Source organism: Marinobacter sp., assembly GCF_046484525.1.
Lineage (GTDB): Bacteria > Pseudomonadota > Gammaproteobacteria > Pseudomonadales > Oleiphilaceae > Marinobacter.
The window spans coordinates 1-16587 of record NZ_JAWOIS010000085.1 but is presented as its reverse complement, the minus strand read 5'-3'; the positions used below and the strand labels follow the sequence as shown (position 1 = coordinate 16587).

Genomic DNA, 16587 nt, shown 5'->3' with positions numbered 1-16587 from the left:
CGGTCCAGTTCCTGCTGATCCACCTGGACATTGATGGAGCGGTTGGGAATATCGATCAGGATGGTGTCGCCGTTCTCGATCAGGCCGATCGCACCGCCGGCTGCCGCCTCGGGGGATGCGTGGCCTATTGACAGGCCGGAGGTGCCGCCGGAGAAACGGCCGTCCGTCAGCAGGGCACAATCCTTGCCCAGGCCCTTGGACTTCAGGTAGCTGGTGGGGTAGAGCATTTCCTGCATGCCGGGCCCGCCCCGGGGGCCTTCGTACCGGATAATAACCACTTCACCCGATTTCACCTCGTCACCCAGGATGCCGGCGACCGCCGAGTCCTGGCTCTCGAACACCCGGGCCTTGCCTTCGAACACGTAGATGCTTTCATCAACACCGGCCGTTTTCACCACGCAGCCGTCCCGGGCGATATTGCCGTACAGCACCGCCAGGCCACCTTCGGTCGAGTAGGCGTTGGCCACCGAGCGGATGCAGCCGTTTTCCCGGTCACCGTCCAGGCTTGGCCAGCGGGTGCTTTGGCTGAAGGCGGTCTGGGTGGGAATGCCCGCTGGACCGGCCTTGTAGAACTCCACCACTTCCGGGGTCGGGGAGCGCATGATGTCCCAGGTGTCCAGAGCCTCTTTCATGGTCTTGCTGTGAGCGGTGGGCAGGTCGGTGTTGATCAGGTTGCCCCGCTCCAGCTCACCTAGAATGCCCATGATGCCGCCGGCACGATGGATATCTTCCATGTGGTATTTCGGGGAGTTGGGGGCCACCTTGCACAACTGGGGCACATGGCGGGACAGTCTGTCGATGTCGACCATGTCGAAATTCACTCCGCCTTCCTGGGCCGCTGCCAGCAGGTGCAGGATGGTGTTGGTGGACCCTCCCATGGCGATGTCCATGGTCATGGCATTCTCGAAGGCCGCCTGGGACCCGATGCTGCGGGGAAGTACGCTGGCGTCGTTCTCCTCGTAGTAGCGGCGGGCATTTTCGACGATCTGGCGCCCGGCCTTCAGGAACAGCTGTTCGCGGTCAGCATGGGTGGCCAGCAGTGAGCCGTTGCCGGGAAGGGCCAGGCCGATGGCTTCGGTCAGGCAGTTCATGGAGTTGGCGGTGAACATGCCGGAACAAGAGCCGCAGGTCGGGCAGGCACTTCGTTCATACTCTTCCACCTGCTCATCACTGGCATTGGGATCCGCGGCGATGACCATGGCATCCACCAGGTCCAGCTTGTGCTCGGACAGCTTGGTCTTGCCGGCTTCCATGGGGCCGCCGGAAACAAAAATGGTTGGGATGTTGAGGCGCATGGCGGCCATCAGCATACCCGGGGTGATCTTGTCGCAGTTAGAAATGCACACCAGGGCGTCGGCACAGTGGGCATTGACCATGTACTCCACGGAGTCGGCAATGATCTCCCGGGATGGCAGGGAATAGAGCATGCCGTCGTGGCCCATGGCGATGCCGTCATCCACAGCGATGGTATTGAATTCCTTGGCTACCCCGCCGGCCGCTTCAATTTCGCGGCACACCAGCTGCCCCAGATCTTTGAGGTGCACATGGCCGGGTACGAACTGGGTGAACGAGTTGGCGACCGCAATGATTGGTTTACCGAAATCCTCGTTTTTCATACCGGTAGCGCGCCAGAGGGCGCGGGCACCGGCCATGTTGCGGCCGGCTGTGGATGTCCGCGAACGATACTGAGGCATGTGTTCTGGTCTCTCTGTTGTTACCTGACAAATTCCGTAAAAAACAGAGGATACCAGATTCGGCCCGGCGCGCACGGTTGTTTTTGCCCCGGCTGGTGACTATAAACAAGACATGAACCGGAAGATCCCTGCGTTCTGCTGAGCGGAGAAGGAGTTCGTCTATGGCTGGCCGGGAAAGCCTGCCTCTGCGTCGCCTGAAAAGCTTCAATCCCCTGAATCGACTGACCGCCGACCAGTTGGTCCTGCTCGTTAACCGTGCCGAGCGTCGTTGCCACAGCCCGGGCGAGACTGTGATCGAGCAGGGCGTGCAGGACGGCCTGGATTTCTTTCTCATCACTGGTGCTGTGGAACTGCACGCCAAGGATGGTCGAAAATCGGTCATCGAAGCGGAAACGGACAAAGCCCTCAATCCCATCGCCCGGCTCCAGCCCCGTATGTACGAGGTGGTTGCCGTCAGGTCCAGTGAATTTCTGGTGATCGAGCAGGACATCCTCAATGGCTTCCTGAATTCCGCTCCGGTTAGCCAGGTGGAAATGGAATCGTCGGGGGACTGGGCCACGGCGGGCAGCGCCGAACATCGACTCCGGCTGGAATTCAACTCCGAACTCCGCTCCAACCAGATCCGGTTGCCCAGCGTGCCGGATATGGCCTGGAAAGTACGACGCTTCGCGGCCCGGGAAGGGCTTTCGGAAGCAAAGCTGGCCAAGGCAGTGGCCGTTGACCCGGCCATAGCTGCCAAGCTGTTGAGGGCCTGTAATAGCCCCGTTTACCGGGGCTTGGGTAGCGTCCACAGCGTTCACGAGGCAGTTGCCCGGCTCGGGATGCGTATCACCCGTCAACTGGTGTCCGAGTTTGCCCTGAGGGACGTTTTCCGAAGCCGCCAGATCAGCCTTCAGAGAGAAATGGTCAAGCTCTGTCAGCAATCCCGGGAAATGGCTGCATTGTGCTGGCTGCTGGCCAGTCGGGTTGAAGGCCTCGATCCGGATGAGGCGGAGCTGGCGGGACTGCTTCATGACATCGGAACGGTTCCCCTGCTGGTTCTGGCCGAGCATCACCCCGGCCTGTGGTCCAGTGAAGCCAGGCTGAAGTCTGCCATCAGGCAGTTGCGGTCGGAATTCGGCGCCGGCTTGCTGGAAATCTGGGCCTGTCCGTCGGGGCTGGTGGAGGCGGTGCGCCATGGAGAGGATTGGCAGTATGAGTGTCCCGAAAAGAGCCCGCAGCTGGTGGATGTGGTGATCGCCGCCCGGTTGCATTCCATGATCGGCTCAAGCCAGAATGGCGAGCTTCCCGCCCTGAATCCGGTGCCCGCCCTCGGGCGACTGGCCGGGCCGGAACCCGGTGCCTCCCTTAGCCAGGAGCTTCTGGCCGAAGCCAGGGCGAGGGTAGAGCAAACGCAACAATTGCTGTCGACTCGATGACCAATCCAATCATGCATGTCCCCCTGTTTCCATTGAATTCCATTGTCCTGCCCCGGGGACGCATTCCGCTTCAGCTATTCGAGCCGCGCTACATCGATATGCTGACCCGATGCCTCAAGGAGGATCGGGGGTTTGTCGTGGTGTTACTCAGGGATGGCGAGGAAACCGGCCCGGTTGCCCGCTTCTATGATATCGGCACCTATGTCCGGATCATCGATTTCCAGCAGCTCGAAAACGGGCTTCTCGGTATTACCGTCGAGGGCGAGACCAAGGTATCGGTGGTTCGCAGCTGGCAACAGGAAGATGGCCTGAATGTCGGCGATGTGGAGTGTCTGCTTGAGGAAACATGGAGTGACGTGCCCGAGCGTTACATTGAGCTGCCCTCCGTGCTGCAGGCTCTGTTTCGGCATCCGGTCATCCGGGACCTTGCTATGGAGATCGACTACGAGGATGCCCGGGATGTGGGATGGCGACTCACGGAACTCCTGCCACTGGACAAACAGGAAAAGCAGCGGCTGGTGGAGCTGCAGGATCCTCTGGAACGGCTCAGTCGTCTGCTGGGTCTGCTGGAGGCGCTGGAGGAGGGTTAGCCTGCTCGGTGACCGGCTCCCGTGAATACACCGTTACCGCCTCGGACCAGCGCTCATGCAGGTAGCCGGCTGTGAACAGAGCCCACAGCAGAATGGCCGCCAGAGTAAATCCATCGATGTGTATGGGTACCCGGTCAAAACGGCTGTAGCTGGCCCGCACCAGGCCGGTGATCGCCAGTCCCAGCAGGGTCCCCCCGATGATATCCGTGAACCAGTGCACCCCGAGGTACAGGCGGCTGACGGCCACCGGCAGCAAGGGTAGCGATAACAACACGTAGGCCTGCCAGCGTTTCCGGTGCCGGGTTTCTCCGGCCACAAACCCGGCCAGCATGGTGACAAACACCGTGATGCCGGCGGTGTGGCCGCTGGGAAAGGCTCCGGAGGAAGGAGGTTGGAACACCTGATCCGGGCGCGGGACACCAAGGGTCGACTTCAGCACCCAGACCAGGACGAGGGTCAGGCCGGCGGCGAACAGAATGTGCAAGGCAGCGGCATAGTACCCCCGGAATCCAAGGGCCAGGACCGCCAGCAGGGACGCCGTGACGAGTACCGCGGGGTCGCCGATCAGGGTAACGGTGATGGCCGGGCCATCGAGCAGGGGTTGTCGCAGTTGGCGGAACCAATCGAGGGCCAGCTGGTTGAAAGGCTCCAGGATTCCGTGCACCGTCAGCTGCCCCCAGATCAGCAGCAGGCCGGACGCGGCAACGGCCATGAGCACGGAGGCCAGCGGAAACTCTCCCTCCCGGGCTGGGCGATTGTTGGTATAGAGGCGCCAGAACCGGTGTGATAATTCATACTGTCGCATCCGCTGCTCGAACCAACGGTAGGCCCGTCCGCCTTCCCCCAGCCCCATCTGGAAGCGGATCATGATCAGGTAGACCACGAACAGGGCCGCGAGGCTGATACCCATGACGGCATAGAAATGTGCGGGAGGGCGCAGTTCACCCTGAAGGGCACTGCCGACGACAAAGCCGGGCAGGATATAGACCGGGGCCCAGCCAACGGCCGAAGCTATGTTGAACCCCAGGAACCGCCGCCACGGCATCCACAGGGCGCCGGCGATCAGAGGAATGATGGGGCGGATCGGACCGATAAAACGCCCGATTACCACGCTCTTGCCACCATGCCGATGAAAGAAGGTTTCGCCCTTGCTGATCAGCACCGGGTAGCGGCTCAGCGGCCAGACCGACGTCAGCCGGTCCTGCAACTGCCGACCCAAGGCAAAACTCACGCTGTCGCCGGCAACGGCTCCCAGCCCGGCCCAGACCAGTGCCTCGGTCAGTGGCATGCCCGATTTACCCGCCAGGGCCGCAACCGCAAACAGGATCGCAACGCCCGGCACAACAATGCCGGCGATCGCGAGGGATTCGATGAAGGCGGTCAGAAACAGGGCGGCGGCCAACAGCCCGGGATTGGTTGATAGCCACGCCGTCAGGTCTGTCAGCCAGGTGGTGCTCATGCCTCGATGGTCTCTCCCGGGCTGAACCAGGCGGAGTCGGCACCACGTTTGCGGGCCTCTTCGAGGGCCTGCCGGGCACGTTTGCGCAGGGTGTCGGTGCGCGTATCGCCGTTGCCCCGGGTAGTGCAGCCGAGACTGACCGTAGCCTTCCCGACCACCGGCCAATGATGCTCGGCAATGTTCCGCCGGATCCGCTCCGCGATCACCCGGACGCCTTCCTCCGGTGTGAACGGCAGCACCAGGAAAAATTCCGCGTTGTCCAGTGTGTACAGGGTGTCGCCAGCGCGGATCAGGCCAAACAGGTGCTGGGTCATATCGCGGAATACGGACTGGATTGCGTCTTCGCCATGCAGGTCCCTGGCTTCATCCACATAGTCCAGGCCAAGATGGATAACCGAAAGCGGGTGCCCGGTGGCGATGGCTCGGCTGATCTCCTTTTGCAGGGTTTCGTCCAGGAAACGGGCATTGTGGGCACCGGTGATGGGGTCCGTGATCGCGAGGTCCTCCGCGGACTGGGCCATGTGGCCGTAATGCCAGGTGTAGAGGGCCGTCACGGTGAGCAGGATCAGCAGGCCCGTGGTAATAGCCATGGCATCACTGGCCGGATGCTTCAGAAACAGAATAACTCCGATCGGTGCCAGCAAAAGCAGGGATAACCCCAAGCCCTGGCGCAAGGGCAGGATAAGCAGGTTCAGAACCAGCAGGGGCATCGCCCAGTGACTGATACCCGGGCCGTCCATGGTGATCAGCGCTGCAACCAGTCCGCTGTTCAGTCCGGACAGGATGATCAGGTGCCCCGGAGCAGCGAGCTGATGCCGGCGATTGATAATGGTGTAGATGAGCCCGGCGGCAGTGAGAATGGCCATGCCGGAAGCCAGGTAGAACAGGTCATAGAAGCCATAGCGCAGGTTCTGACCTGCCAGGCTGGCAATGAACAGAGTGGCCAGAAGGTAGCCGGCACTGTGGGTCCAGGTTCTCAGGCGGGTTTCGGTCATGACGCCGGCCGCTCCTGCCCGGCCATACCGTGGTCTTGTCGGGACCAGGCACTGTACACCTGGGTGCGGTTGCCGCCCTGTTGTTGGGCGCGACGCAATGCATGGGCAGCACTCTGCCGCAGGCTGTCGGCGTCATCGCCGATATTGAGCCCGGCAATGCCGGTACTCACGGTCAGGCGCATTCCGTGCGACTCGAGCAGCGTCTGCAGCCCGGCGCGGATGGTTTCGGCCCTGTCGAGGGCGTTATTGGTGCCAATACCGGGCAGGATGACCAGGAACTGCAGGTCCGCCACCCGGTAGTAGGTGTCAAAGTCCCGTAACTGGGAATGCAGGTAGCGTCCGATACGGGGCAGGATCGATCGGATGTCCTCGTCCCTTTCGTTGTCGCTCAGGTGGGTGTCCAGCCCGATCATGATCACGGACATGTCGGTGCCCTCCCGCTCACTGCGCTGGATCTCCTTATGCAGATCCGCGGACAGGTACTCCCGGCTGGCGGCTTGGGTCAGCTCGTCCGTGCGCCGCAATGGCGCAAGCTGGCGACTCTTGTATTCACGCAGAAATACCAGCAGGCCGGACAGCAACAGGGTCAGCAGGAAGGCGCTGATCATCTGGTGCCGGTCGGGCAGGCCAGTGGCCCACCAGACGCCCGCCATGGCCAGGACGGTCACCGCCAGGGTCAGGATTATGGCGGCGGCGGGCGGGAACAGTGAGAAGGTGACCAACGGGGCGGCATAGAGCCAGTGCGTCAGGGTCCAGGGGCCTACCACGAATCCGGACAGTAGCAAGAGCGAGAGGGTGAGGAAAAACAGGCGCTGTATCAGGGGCCAAGGCTGTTTTGCCCGGGCCGGATGAAAGGTCCGGCCACTGATGACGACGCCAGCGGCCGCAGCAGAAACCGCCGCCATCAGTGGCTGGCCGAGCAGGGTACTCAACATGGTAATGGCGAGAAATGCCACGAACCCGGCTCGTGACAACCTGGTCAGCAGGAATCTATCGGCCGTCTGGGCCATGGTGTGTCCTTCCTCTCCCGTAGCATCCATTAAGTAGCCTCTGATTAACTCCGGATCCCCTCTGGCTTGCATCTGCAGCTCTAGGGGCTTGCAGAGGTGATCCGGAGTTAATCATAGGCTCTTCAAGTATGAAGCAAAGCGCTGCGGTATAATAATGGTTTGGGATGCGTACTTGAAACGGGAAAGGTAAAGTTAGGCCCTTATTCCTGAATTTGACTGACAAGGTAGCAAGGACACGGGATGGATATAGCAGCATACATGGCCGAGGTCGGCCAGCAGGCGCGAGCGGCTGCCACACAGGTGGCCCGGTCAACTACGGCCACGCGCAACCAGGCTTTGCTGGCCACGGCAGAGGCCCTTGATGCCGCTCGCAACGAACTGGCGGTTGCCAACAGCAAGGATCTGGAGAAGGGGCGCGAGAATGGCCTCGATGCCGCCATGCTGGACCGGCTGGAACTGACCCCGCAGCGCATTGACGCCATGATCGAAGGGTTGAGGCAGGTGGCCTCGCTGCCGGACCCGATCGGTGAAATCACTGGCATGACCTATCGTCCATCCGGCATCCAGGTCGGCAAGATGCGGGTGCCCCTGGGGGTGATCGGCATCATCTATGAATCCCGCCCCAATGTCACTGTTGAAGCAGCGAGCCTGTGCCTGAAATCGGGTAATGCCACCATCCTGCGTGGCGGTTCCGAGGCCATTCATTCCAACCAGGCCATTGCCGCCTGTCTGGCGAAGGGCCTTGCCACGGCGGGACTGCCCGAGACCGCGGTGCAGGTGGTCAAGACCACGGACCGTGCCGCGGTCGGTGAACTGATCACCATGCCCCGGTATGTCGATGTTATCGTGCCCCGGGGTGGCAAGGGCCTGATCGAGCGGATCAGCCGGGATGCCCGGGTGCCGGTCATCAAGCACCTGGACGGTGTGTGCCATGTTTACATCGACAGTCACGCCGATCCGGAGAAGGCGCTGAAAGTCGCAGTCAATGCCAAGACCCAGCGCTATGGCACCTGCAACACCATGGAGACACTGCTGGTGGACCGGGAAGTGGCGGCCGATATCCTGCCCCTGCTGGCCTCCGCATTCGAGGAAAATGGCGTGGAATTACGGGGCTGCCCGGAAACGCGCGAGATCGTCCCGACGGTCGGTGAAGCGACCGAGGTGGACTGGGAAGAAGAATACCTGGCGCCGATCCTGGCGGTTCGGGTGGTGGATGGCCTCGATGGCGCTATCGAGCACATCAATCGCTACAGCTCCCAGCATACCGACAGTATCATCACGGAAAACTATACCCGGGCCCGCCGGTTCATTACCGAGGTGGACTCCAGTTCGGTGATGGTCAACGCGTCCACCAGGTTTGCCGACGGCTTCGAGTACGGTCTCGGCGCAGAGATCGGAATTTCCACCGATAAGATCCATGCCCGCGGTCCGGTGGGGCTGGAGGGGCTGACCTCCCAGAAGTACGTGGTGTTCGGCGACGGCCATATCCGGACCTGATGCCGATGCACGTCATATACGGGGGAACCTTCGATCCGATCCATCACGGCCACCTGCGCCTGGCAATCGAGCTGTGTGATCGTCTGGAGGTGGAGCGTGTCAGTCTGGTGCCATGCCATATCCCGCCCCACCGGGGTGATACCGGCGCCAGCGCGGCGCAGAGGCTGAAGCTGATGGAACTGGCTCTTCAGGGCGAGCCCCGGTTGTCCATTGACGACCGGGAACTGCGTCGTGCGGGGGCTTCCTACACCGCCGATACCCTCCGTCAGTTGCGGCAAGAGCTGGGGCCGGATCATCCCCTGGTGATGGTGGTCGGCACCGATGCCTTCGCGGGTTTCGATCGCTGGCGCGAGTGGGAGCGCATACCTGAACTGGCGCACATTGTGGTGGTGCGCCGTCCGGGCCCGGCCCTGGATCCCGAAAGCACCCCCGCCAGGTTGCTGGAGAGGAGGAAAGTGGAGGGCGTCGGGAGTCTTCGGAGTACCCCCGCCGGATGTATCCTGGAACTGGATCCGCCACTGCTGGATATCTCCGCCACCGGAATCCGGGAACGGATTGCCACTGGCAGATCCCCCCGTTACCTGATCCCCGATTCGGTCTGGGAGGAAATCCGCCGCCAGGAGCTTTATGGTGCCTGCCCTGACGGGAACTTTTAGTGCTACAATCGCATCTGAGTACGACTATTCGGGCGGCCACTCCGGCTGAAGCCCGTACAACAGGGTAATTATGCAGGCTGAAGAACTGAAAGATCTGGTTGTTAAAGCACTTGAAGAGGTAAAAGCACAGGACCTCAGTGTGATTGACGTTCGTGACCGCACCAGCGTCACAGACTTCATGGTGCTGGTGTCCGGTACGTCAAACCGTCATGTAAAGTCCCTTGCTGATTCCGTGGTGATCGAAGCCAAGGAGCAGGGCGTGCGCGCCAGTAATGTCGAGGGCGCCACTGCCAGTGACTGGATACTGGTAGACCTCGGCGATGTTGTGGTTCATGTCATGATGCCCGCTACCCGCGAGTTCTATGATCTGGAGCGATTCTGGCGCGACGCACCGGATCTGGGTGTCGCGGGCAGCGAATAACCATGCGGTTACGTCTGATCTGTGTGGGGCAGAAGATGTCCGACTGGGTCAGTGCCGGGTACAACGATTACGCCCGCCGGATGCCCCCGGAGCTTCCCCTTGAGCTGGTCGAAATCCCCATGGCACACCGGGGCAAGAATCCCGATATTCCCAGGTTGATGCAAAAGGAAAGCGGCGCGATTCTGGCGGCGACCGGACCGAGGGATCAGGTGGTTGCCCTGGAAGTCGGCGGTCGCCCCTGGTCCACCGAAAAGCTCGCCAGCCAGCTTGAAAACTGGCAGCAGGACGGTCGTGACGTCAGTTTCCTGGTCGGTGGCCCCGACGGTCTGGCGGACGCCTGCCGGCACAGGGCCGACCAGCAATGGTCACTGTCGCCCCTGACTCTTCCTCACCCGCTGGTGCGAATCCTGCTGGCGGAGCAGCTCTACCGGGCCTGGTCGATCACCCGCAATCACCCGTATCACCGGGCCTAGGGGGCAGTTATGCCGTGGGGGGAATTCAAGGATACCGCCGCTGAACGCCGGTTGTTCCAGCGCCGCACCGTGGTGATGCTGGTGTTTGTCATCCTGATGCTGGGCGGCCTGCTGGGTCGCATGTATCAGCTGCAAGTGGTCGAGCACGAGATCTACACCACGATTTCCGACAAGAACCGGGTGCAGGTGCAGTCCGTACCTCCGCCGCGCGGGTTGATCTATGACCGTAACGGGGAACTGTTGGCCGAAAACCGCCCCGTGTTCAGTGTCACCCTGGTGCCCGAGCGCGTGGACGGTATGGATGAGACGCTCACCCGGCTGGGCGGCATCCTGGGCATCGCTGAGCAGGATCTTGAGCGTTTCCACCGCCGCCTGCAGGAGCCCCGACGCCCATTCCAGGAGATTCCCCTCCGATACGATCTGACTGAACAGGAAATTGCCAGGCTTGCGGTGCATCGCCATGAGTTGCCGGGTGTTGAGGTCAAGGCGGAACTGGTTCGGTATTACCCACACAGTGAACTTACCGCCCATGTGCTCGGCTACGTTGGCCGCATTAACCGTGAAGAGTTGCAGCGGATCGATCCGGTCAACTACGCCGGTACCAACTATATCGGCAAGTCCGGGGTCGAGCGCTTTTACGAGCAAACCCTTCATGGCACCGTCGGTTACCAGCACGTGGAAACCAATGCCCGTGGCCGCACGTTGCGAGTGCTTGAACGCGAAAATCCGGTGCCGGGTGAGGATCTGAAGCTGCATCTGGATCTGCGTCTTCAGCAGCGGGCACACGAGCTGCTGGATGGCCGGCGTGGCGCAGTGATCGCCATTGAACCCAAGACCGGGGGAATCCTGGCCCTTGCGAGTGTGCCGGGGTTCGACACCAACAAGTTTGTCACCGGCATCAGTGTGGATGACTACCGCGCACTGAGTCAGAGTAAGGAGAAACCCTTGTTCAACCGGGCTCTGCGTGGGCAGTACCCACCGGGTTCCACCCTCAAGCCCATGCTGGCCATAGCTGCATTAGACAGTGGTGCCGTCACCCGTGACCACACCATCTGGGATCCGGGGTATTTCCGCTTGAATGAAGGTGGCCGGCTGTGGCGAGACTGGAAACGGACCGGTCACGGTTGGGTGGATCTCAAGGATTCCGTCGCCGAGTCCTGTGACGTCTATTTCTATGAAGCGGCCATTGAGATGGGGGTGGATACCATGGCGGGCTACCTGTCCAGCTTCGGTTTCGGCGAGGATGCCGCCCTTGATGTGTCCGGTGCACTCAGTGGATTGCTGCCGTCCAGGGAGTGGAAACGGGCCATGCACAGCCAGCCGTGGTATCCGGGTGACTCGGTCAATCTGGGGATCGGCCAGGGGTTCATGCTGGCAACGCCTCTGCAACTGGCTACGGCCACCGCACTCATTGCCAACCGGGGCACCTGGGTTGAGCCGCGCTTGCTGAAGGACGTCCTCGGTGATGACGAGGTTGACGATGTTCTCCCCGCCGAGACCCACGAGCCCCTTAAATTGAAGAATTCCGCCGATTGGGAGTATGTGGTGGAGAGCATGGCCGAAGTCATGCACGGTGTGAAAGGGACGGCTCGCCGTGCTGGTAGCGACGCGCCTTACCGGATGGCGGGCAAAACCGGGACTGCCCAGGTCTTCAGCCTTGCGGAAGATGAGGAGTACGACGCAGAGGAAATCCGGGAGCGTCTGAGGGATCACGCCCTGTTTGTCGGTTTTGCTCCGGTTGAGGATCCGAAAATCGTCGTGTCGGTCATCGTCGAGAACGGTGGCAGCGGCAGTGGTACTGCTGCTCCGGTCGCGCGGGCGCTGTTCGATGCCTGGCTACTGGAATTTTCCGAAGGCAGCAACAGCGATCTGGTGAGCCGGGCAACAGGGGGAGCACAATAATGGCCTTGAACGACCTGGTCGACCCGGCCGCATCCGGGCCCTTCGCACGCTCCCGAGGCTTCTGGTATGCCCTGCATGTGGACCCAATCCTGCTTTTCCTGCTGGTGATGCTGGTTTCTGGCGGCCTGTTTGTGCTTTACAGTGGTGCTGACCGCAATATTGAAGTGGTCAAGGCCCAGGGCATTCGCCTCGGAATCGCGTTTGTGGTGATGTTGGTGTTCGCCCAACTGGATCCGGCGGTTTTTCGCCGCTGGGCTCCATGGCTCTATGTGGCTGGCCTTGCGGCCCTGATTGCGGTACTAGTGATGGGGGTTGGTGCCAAGGGTGCCCAGCGCTGGCTGGCACTGCCGGGTTTGCCGCGCTTCCAGCCCTCTGAAATCATGAAACTGGTCGTTCCGATGACAGCCGCCTGGTACCTGTCACGGCACTTTTTGCCGCCTCGTCTGTCCCAAGTTGCCGTAGGGCTGGCGATTGTGCTCGTCCCTATGGTGATGATCATTCAGCAACCGGATCTGGGTACTTCCCTGCTGGTGGGGATGGCCGGTCTGTTTGTGGTGTTCTTTGCCGGCATGAGCTGGAAGCTGATTGCCGCCTTTGTGGCCATGGCCTCGGTATCAGCGCCACTGATGTGGTTTTTCGTGATGCGGGAGTACCAGAAGCAGAGGGTTCTTACCCTTCTGGACCCGCAGAGTGATCCGCTGGGCGCCGGCTGGAACATTATCCAGTCCAAGACCGCCATCGGCTCAGGGGGCATTGACGGCAAGGGCTGGCTCCAGGGGACCCAGTCTCACCTGGAATTCCTGCCAGAAAGCCATACCGACTTTATCGTTGCTGTGCTGGCCGAGGAGTTTGGTTTTGTCGGCATGTTGATGCTGCTACTGGTCTATTTCCTGATCATCCTGCGCTGCCTGTATATCGCAGCCACCGCCCAGGACTCCTTCAGCCGACTGGTGGCGGGAGCCTTGACCATGACCTTTTTTATCTACATCTTCGTGAATGTAGGGATGGTCAGCGGGTTACTGCCGGTGGTGGGTGTGCCTCTGCCCCTGGTCAGTTATGGGGGTACGTCGAGCGTGACATTGATGGCAGCCTTTGGAGTACTGATGTCGATTCATACCCACCGCAGAATGATCAGTGCCTGATCAACCATGGAAAGCGGGTAATGGTGAATCGGTAAGAGAACCCGCTACAATGATTGAAAGCCGCCGGGTTTGAACCGGGCGGGAATGGCGCAAGAGGATTTCCGGACCGTGAAGCCGAGGTATACGTTTACATGGTGTTTGGCCGCGCTCGCCTTGCTGGTGCTTGCTGGCTGTGCCTCGTCTCCCGAAACCGACCATTCCTCCCGCTATACACTGAGCCAGGACCGGGCTCCGGCGGGTAATTTCGATGTCTCTGGCCTGAGCGATGCACGCCCCCGCTACGAGGCTCCCCGCAGTGCCGGTAACAAGTCTCCGTACACGGTCTGGGGCAAGAGTTACCGGGTTCTGGAAAGTAATGATGGTTATGTCGCCACCGGCACAGCGAGCTGGTATGGCGAGAAATTTCACGGTCACAAGACGTCCAACGGTGAAACTTTCGACATGTACCATATGTCCGCGGCGCACAAGTCCCTGCGGATTCCGGGGTACGCCCGGGTCACCAACCTCGACAACGGTCGGTCGGTTATTGTCCGGGTTAACGATCGGGGGCCGTTTCACGGCGACCGCCTGATCGATCTGTCTTACGCTGCTGCCAAGAAACTCGGGTATCAGGGCAGGGGCACGGCAAGGGTCGAGGTGGCCGCGATAACAGTCAGGCCGGATGGCTCCATGACCATGGCGGGCGAGCCGTTTGTGCCGGGCGACAGTCGCGCAGCTGCAGCCTCTGGTGCATTGGCTGACAATACCGTGGGTACCGGATCCCGCGGCCTGTTCGTTCAATTAGGTTCTTTCAGCAGCCGGGACCCGGCAGAAGCCCTTTTAGGCCGGGTCCGGTCGGTGCTGGAAAATCCGATGCGGGTTCGTGCGATTGATACCCGGGCGGGCCGTTTCCATCGGGTGCAGGTTGGCCCGTTCGAGGACGAGGCCTCCGCCCGGCGCACTCAGAGCCTGTTGGAATCTCGGGGCTTCCCGCAGTCAGTCGTCCTGACCGATTCACACTGATGATTGATCATTAAAACCAGAAACACACCTGACGAATGAATGGACCCATGGCCTTAACAACCACTATACGTTCTCTCTCTGTTGTACTTGTCCTTGCCTTGGCCCTTGCGGGCAAGGCGATGGCGCAGTCGGTGCTCATCCCCTCTCCGCCGCAGATTGCGGGGAGCTCCTATGTGCTGATGGACCCGAAGAGCGGGAGCATCATCATGGATGAAAACAGTCACGAACGCCTGCCGCCGGCGAGTCTGACCAAAATGATGACGGCCTACATCGTGGAAAGGGAACTGGATGAGGGCCGCATCTCCATGAGCGACATGGTTCCGATCAGTGTCAAGGCATGGAAAACGGAAGGCTCCCGGACCTTTGTGCAGGAAGGAACCGAAGTGACTGTTGAAGACTTGCTCAAGGGGGTCATCATCCAGTCTGGCAATGATGCCTCGGTGGCCCTGGCAGAGTTCATTGCCGGCAGTGAAGGCGCGTTCGTAGACATCATGAATCAGCAAGCCCAGTTGCTTGGCATGAAAGACACCCATTTCGACAATGCCACCGGGCTGCCGGCCGAGGATCATTACTCCACTGCTTATGACCTGGCGTTGCTGGCGAGGGCGATCATCAACGATTACCCGGAAAACTATCCCCTGTATGCCGAGAAGCACTTTACCTACAACAACATCCGCCAGCCGAACCGGAACAGCCTGTTGTGGCGGGATGACAGTGTGGATGGCCTGAAGACCGGTCATACCGAAGAGGCTGGCTATTGCCTCGTTGCATCTGCCAAGCGGGACGAAACCCGCTTTATCGCTGTGGTGATGGGCACCGGCAGCACTCAGGCCAGAGCCCAGGAAGTACAGAAAATGCTCAATTATGGCTTCCGATACTATGAGAGCGAGCGTTTGTTCCGCTCTGGTCAGGAGCTGATGGAGGCTCGTATCTGGGGTGGCCAGGCGGATCAGGTATCGGTCGGGCTGACCGAAGATGTCTTCGTCACCATTCCCCGGGGATCCCGAAACCAGCTGGAATCCACCGTAGACCTTGATTCTGTGATCAAAGCACCCATCAATGTCGGTGACGAGTTGGGTCGGGTCAAGGTAAGCCTGAGCGACACGGTGCTGGTGGATGAACCGGTACTCGCCCTGACCGAAGTTCCCGAAGGCGGTTTGTTCAAACGCCTCTGGGACGCGATCAAGCTCTTTTTCGTTCAGTTGTTTCAGTAAGGGTGATGTCAGTATCCGGGAGTAATGCGGCATGAGTGAGCCGAAAGCACCAAAAATCGAATTCCCCTGCGATTACGTGATCAAGGTCATCGGTAATGCTGCACCTGATTTCACCGATTTTGTCGTTGAAGTGGTGGAGTGCCATGCGCCCGGGATCACTGAGGCGGATATTTCCGTGACCGAGAGTAGCAAGGGCCGCTTTTCCTCGGTCCAGCTCAAAATCGTGGCGACGGGCGAGGACCAGCTCCAGGCGCTGTTCGAAGATCTGAAGGCCAGCGGCCGGGTTCACATGGTGCTCTGACGGCCATGGCTGAACTCATTGTCCGTTCCCTCGGGGAACAGCCCTACCTGGAAACCTGGGAGGCCATGAAACATTTCACGGCGGACCGGGATGAAACCACCGTGGACGAGCTCTGGTGCCTGGAGCACCCCAGGGTGTTTACCCAGGGGCAGGCGGGCAAACCCGAACACCTGCTGTTGCCCGGCGATATCCCGGTCATTCAGGTGGACCGTGGTGGCCAGGTGACATACCACGGGCCCGGCCAGCTAGTGATCTATCTGATGATTGACCTGCCACGGAAGAAGCTTGGGGTCCGGGGTCTGGTGGATCAGATCGAGCAGGGTATCGTCCGCACGCTGGCGGATCTGGGTGTTGAGGCGGCACCGCGTCCCGACGCGCCCGGTGTCTACGTGGGAGGTGCCAAGATTGCTTCCCTCGGCCTCAGGGTGCGGCGGGGGTGTTCGTTCCATGGCCTTGCATTGAACGTTGATATGGACATGGAGCCCTTCAGCCGAATCAACCCCTGCGGCTATGTCGGCATGCCCATGTGCCAGGTCCGGGATTATGTGCCGGGCGCCACGGTGGCCGACATCGAGCAGCGTCTGGTGGATCATCTGGTTGCAGGCCTCGGTTACCAGCAGGTGCTAGTGTCCCGTCTGGTTAATTCGCTGACCTACTGAGCCACTGAGAGCCTTGAGAGCAAGGCGCGATGGCGAAGGTTTGGTGGTTCCAAATCGAGTCAGAGCAACGCAGCTATCAAGGCTCTCAGTGGCTCCCGAAGGGCGCGGCGCTGGGGCCCCTGACCGGTGTTGCCAGCACTTGATGTGGAACCAC

At 60.8% G+C, this 16587-nt stretch carries 16 protein-coding genes; 12 read left to right on the top strand and 4 right to left on the bottom strand.

Annotation, left to right across the window (positions count from 1 at the left end; genetic code table 11):
- On the bottom strand, positions 1-1694 hold a 1694-nt coding region (ilvD, locus tag R6W86_RS16745), incomplete at its 3' end, for a dihydroxy-acid dehydratase (protein ID WP_410330494.1).
- 161 nt (positions 1695-1855) lie between these two features.
- Here ilvD and R6W86_RS16740 point away from each other — a divergent pair.
- Positions 1856-3112 (top strand): HDOD domain-containing protein, encoded by a 1257-nt coding sequence (locus R6W86_RS16740; RefSeq protein ID WP_410330493.1) that lies wholly within the window; start codon positions 1856-1858, stop codon positions 3110-3112.
- 11 nt (positions 3113-3123) lie between these two features.
- Entirely contained in the window at positions 3124-3702 is a 579-nt protein-coding gene (locus R6W86_RS16735; protein ID WP_410330495.1) for an LON peptidase substrate-binding domain-containing protein, read from the top strand.
- Here R6W86_RS16735 and R6W86_RS16730 read toward each other — a convergent pair.
- Genes R6W86_RS16730 through R6W86_RS16720 form a run of 3 tightly spaced genes read right to left on the bottom strand, consistent with a single transcriptional unit; the run spans position 3659 to position 7166 of the window.
- Positions 3659-5161 carry a bifunctional DedA family/phosphatase PAP2 family protein gene (locus R6W86_RS16730; protein ID WP_410330492.1) on the bottom strand — a complete coding sequence of 501 codons (1503 nt, stop codon included), beginning with the start codon at positions 5159-5161 and terminating at the stop codon, positions 3659-3661. The two genes, R6W86_RS16735 and R6W86_RS16730, sit on opposite strands and share 44 nt — an antisense overlap.
- Positions 5158-6156: a GGDEF domain-containing protein gene (locus tag R6W86_RS16725; protein ID WP_410330491.1), complete on the bottom strand. Its 999-nt coding sequence runs from the start codon at positions 6154-6156 to the stop codon at positions 5158-5160. The genes R6W86_RS16730 and R6W86_RS16725 overlap by 4 nt, the downstream gene beginning before the upstream one ends.
- Positions 6153-7166, bottom strand: coding sequence for a GGDEF domain-containing protein (locus R6W86_RS16720; protein WP_410330490.1), 1014 nt, complete (start codon positions 7164-7166; stop codon positions 6153-6155). Before R6W86_RS16720 ends, R6W86_RS16725 begins: the two co-directional genes overlap by 4 nt.
- A gap of 240 nt (positions 7167-7406) precedes the next feature.
- Here R6W86_RS16720 and R6W86_RS16715 point away from each other — a divergent pair, with 240 nt between their 5' ends.
- From R6W86_RS16715 to lipB, 10 genes are all read left to right on the top strand, one after another.
- Positions 7407-8663, top strand: coding sequence for a glutamate-5-semialdehyde dehydrogenase (locus R6W86_RS16715; protein ID WP_410330489.1), 1257 nt, complete (start codon positions 7407-7409; stop codon positions 8661-8663).
- 5 nt (positions 8664-8668) lie between these two features.
- Positions 8669-9319 (top strand): nicotinate-nucleotide adenylyltransferase, encoded by a 651-nt coding sequence (nadD, locus tag R6W86_RS16710; RefSeq protein WP_410330488.1) that lies wholly within the window; start codon positions 8669-8671, stop codon positions 9317-9319.
- A 70-nt stretch (positions 9320-9389) separates the two neighbouring features.
- Positions 9390-9740 carry a ribosome silencing factor gene (gene rsfS, locus R6W86_RS16705; protein WP_410330487.1) on the top strand — a complete coding sequence of 117 codons (351 nt, stop codon included), beginning with the start codon at positions 9390-9392 and terminating at the stop codon, positions 9738-9740.
- A 2-nt stretch (positions 9741-9742) separates the two neighbouring features.
- A complete protein-coding gene (gene rlmH, locus R6W86_RS16700) occupies positions 9743-10213 on the top strand; it encodes a 23S rRNA (pseudouridine(1915)-N(3))-methyltransferase RlmH (RefSeq protein ID WP_410330486.1) in 471 nt (156 codons plus the stop codon).
- A 9-nt stretch (positions 10214-10222) separates the two neighbouring features.
- The gene (mrdA, locus tag R6W86_RS16695; RefSeq protein WP_410330485.1) at positions 10223-12115 is read left to right on the top strand and encodes a penicillin-binding protein 2; all 1893 of its coding nucleotides are present in this window, start codon (positions 10223-10225) and stop codon (positions 12113-12115) included.
- The gene (gene rodA / locus R6W86_RS16690; protein ID WP_410330484.1) at positions 12115-13257 is read left to right on the top strand and encodes a rod shape-determining protein RodA; all 1143 of its coding nucleotides are present in this window, start codon (positions 12115-12117) and stop codon (positions 13255-13257) included. The genes mrdA and rodA overlap by 1 nt, the downstream gene beginning before the upstream one ends.
- 108 nt (positions 13258-13365) lie before the next feature.
- Complete coding sequence (locus R6W86_RS16685) at positions 13366-14259, top strand: septal ring lytic transglycosylase RlpA family protein (protein ID WP_410330483.1); 894 nt, start codon at positions 13366-13368, stop codon at positions 14257-14259.
- 47 nt (positions 14260-14306) lie between these two features.
- Positions 14307-15473, top strand: coding sequence for a D-alanyl-D-alanine carboxypeptidase family protein (locus R6W86_RS16680; RefSeq protein ID WP_410330482.1), 1167 nt, complete (start codon positions 14307-14309; stop codon positions 15471-15473).
- Positions 15474-15504: 31 nt separating this feature from the next.
- A complete protein-coding gene (locus R6W86_RS16675) occupies positions 15505-15774 on the top strand; it encodes a YbeD family protein (RefSeq protein ID WP_410330481.1) in 270 nt (89 codons plus the stop codon).
- Between the two features lie 5 nt (positions 15775-15779).
- Positions 15780-16433 carry a lipoyl(octanoyl) transferase LipB gene (gene lipB, locus R6W86_RS16670; protein ID WP_410330479.1) on the top strand — a complete coding sequence of 218 codons (654 nt, stop codon included), beginning with the start codon at positions 15780-15782 and terminating at the stop codon, positions 16431-16433.
- Positions 16434-16587 lie beyond the last annotated feature (154 nt).

Bases quoted from the DNA above. Each gene is read 5' to 3' on its own strand.
- R6W86_RS16740 (WP_410330493.1), top strand. From the start codon at position 1,856: ATGGCTGGCCGGGAAAGCCTGCCTCTGCGTCGCCTGAAAAGCTTCAAT.
- R6W86_RS16735 (WP_410330495.1), top strand. From the start codon at position 3,124: ATGCATGTCCCCCTGTTTCCATTGAATTCCATTGTCCTGCCCCGGGGA.
- R6W86_RS16730 (WP_410330492.1), bottom strand. From the start codon at position 5,161: ATGAGCACCACCTGGCTGACAGACCTGACGGCGTGGCTATCAACCAAT.
- R6W86_RS16725 (WP_410330491.1), bottom strand. From the start codon at position 6,156: ATGACCGAAACCCGCCTGAGAACCTGGACCCACAGTGCCGGCTACCTT.
- R6W86_RS16720 (WP_410330490.1), bottom strand. From the start codon at position 7,166: ATGGCCCAGACGGCCGATAGATTCCTGCTGACCAGGTTGTCACGAGCC.
- R6W86_RS16715 (WP_410330489.1), top strand. From the start codon at position 7,407: ATGGATATAGCAGCATACATGGCCGAGGTCGGCCAGCAGGCGCGAGCG.
- nadD (WP_410330488.1), top strand. From the start codon at position 8,669: ATGCACGTCATATACGGGGGAACCTTCGATCCGATCCATCACGGCCAC.
- rsfS (WP_410330487.1), top strand. From the start codon at position 9,390: ATGCAGGCTGAAGAACTGAAAGATCTGGTTGTTAAAGCACTTGAAGAG.
- rlmH (WP_410330486.1), top strand. From the start codon at position 9,743: ATGCGGTTACGTCTGATCTGTGTGGGGCAGAAGATGTCCGACTGGGTC.
- mrdA (WP_410330485.1), top strand. From the start codon at position 10,223: ATGCCGTGGGGGGAATTCAAGGATACCGCCGCTGAACGCCGGTTGTTC.
- rodA (WP_410330484.1), top strand. From the start codon at position 12,115: ATGGCCTTGAACGACCTGGTCGACCCGGCCGCATCCGGGCCCTTCGCA.
- R6W86_RS16680 (WP_410330482.1), top strand. From the start codon at position 14,307: ATGGCCTTAACAACCACTATACGTTCTCTCTCTGTTGTACTTGTCCTT.
- R6W86_RS16675 (WP_410330481.1), top strand. From the start codon at position 15,505: ATGAGTGAGCCGAAAGCACCAAAAATCGAATTCCCCTGCGATTACGTG.
- lipB (WP_410330479.1), top strand. From the start codon at position 15,780: ATGGCTGAACTCATTGTCCGTTCCCTCGGGGAACAGCCCTACCTGGAA.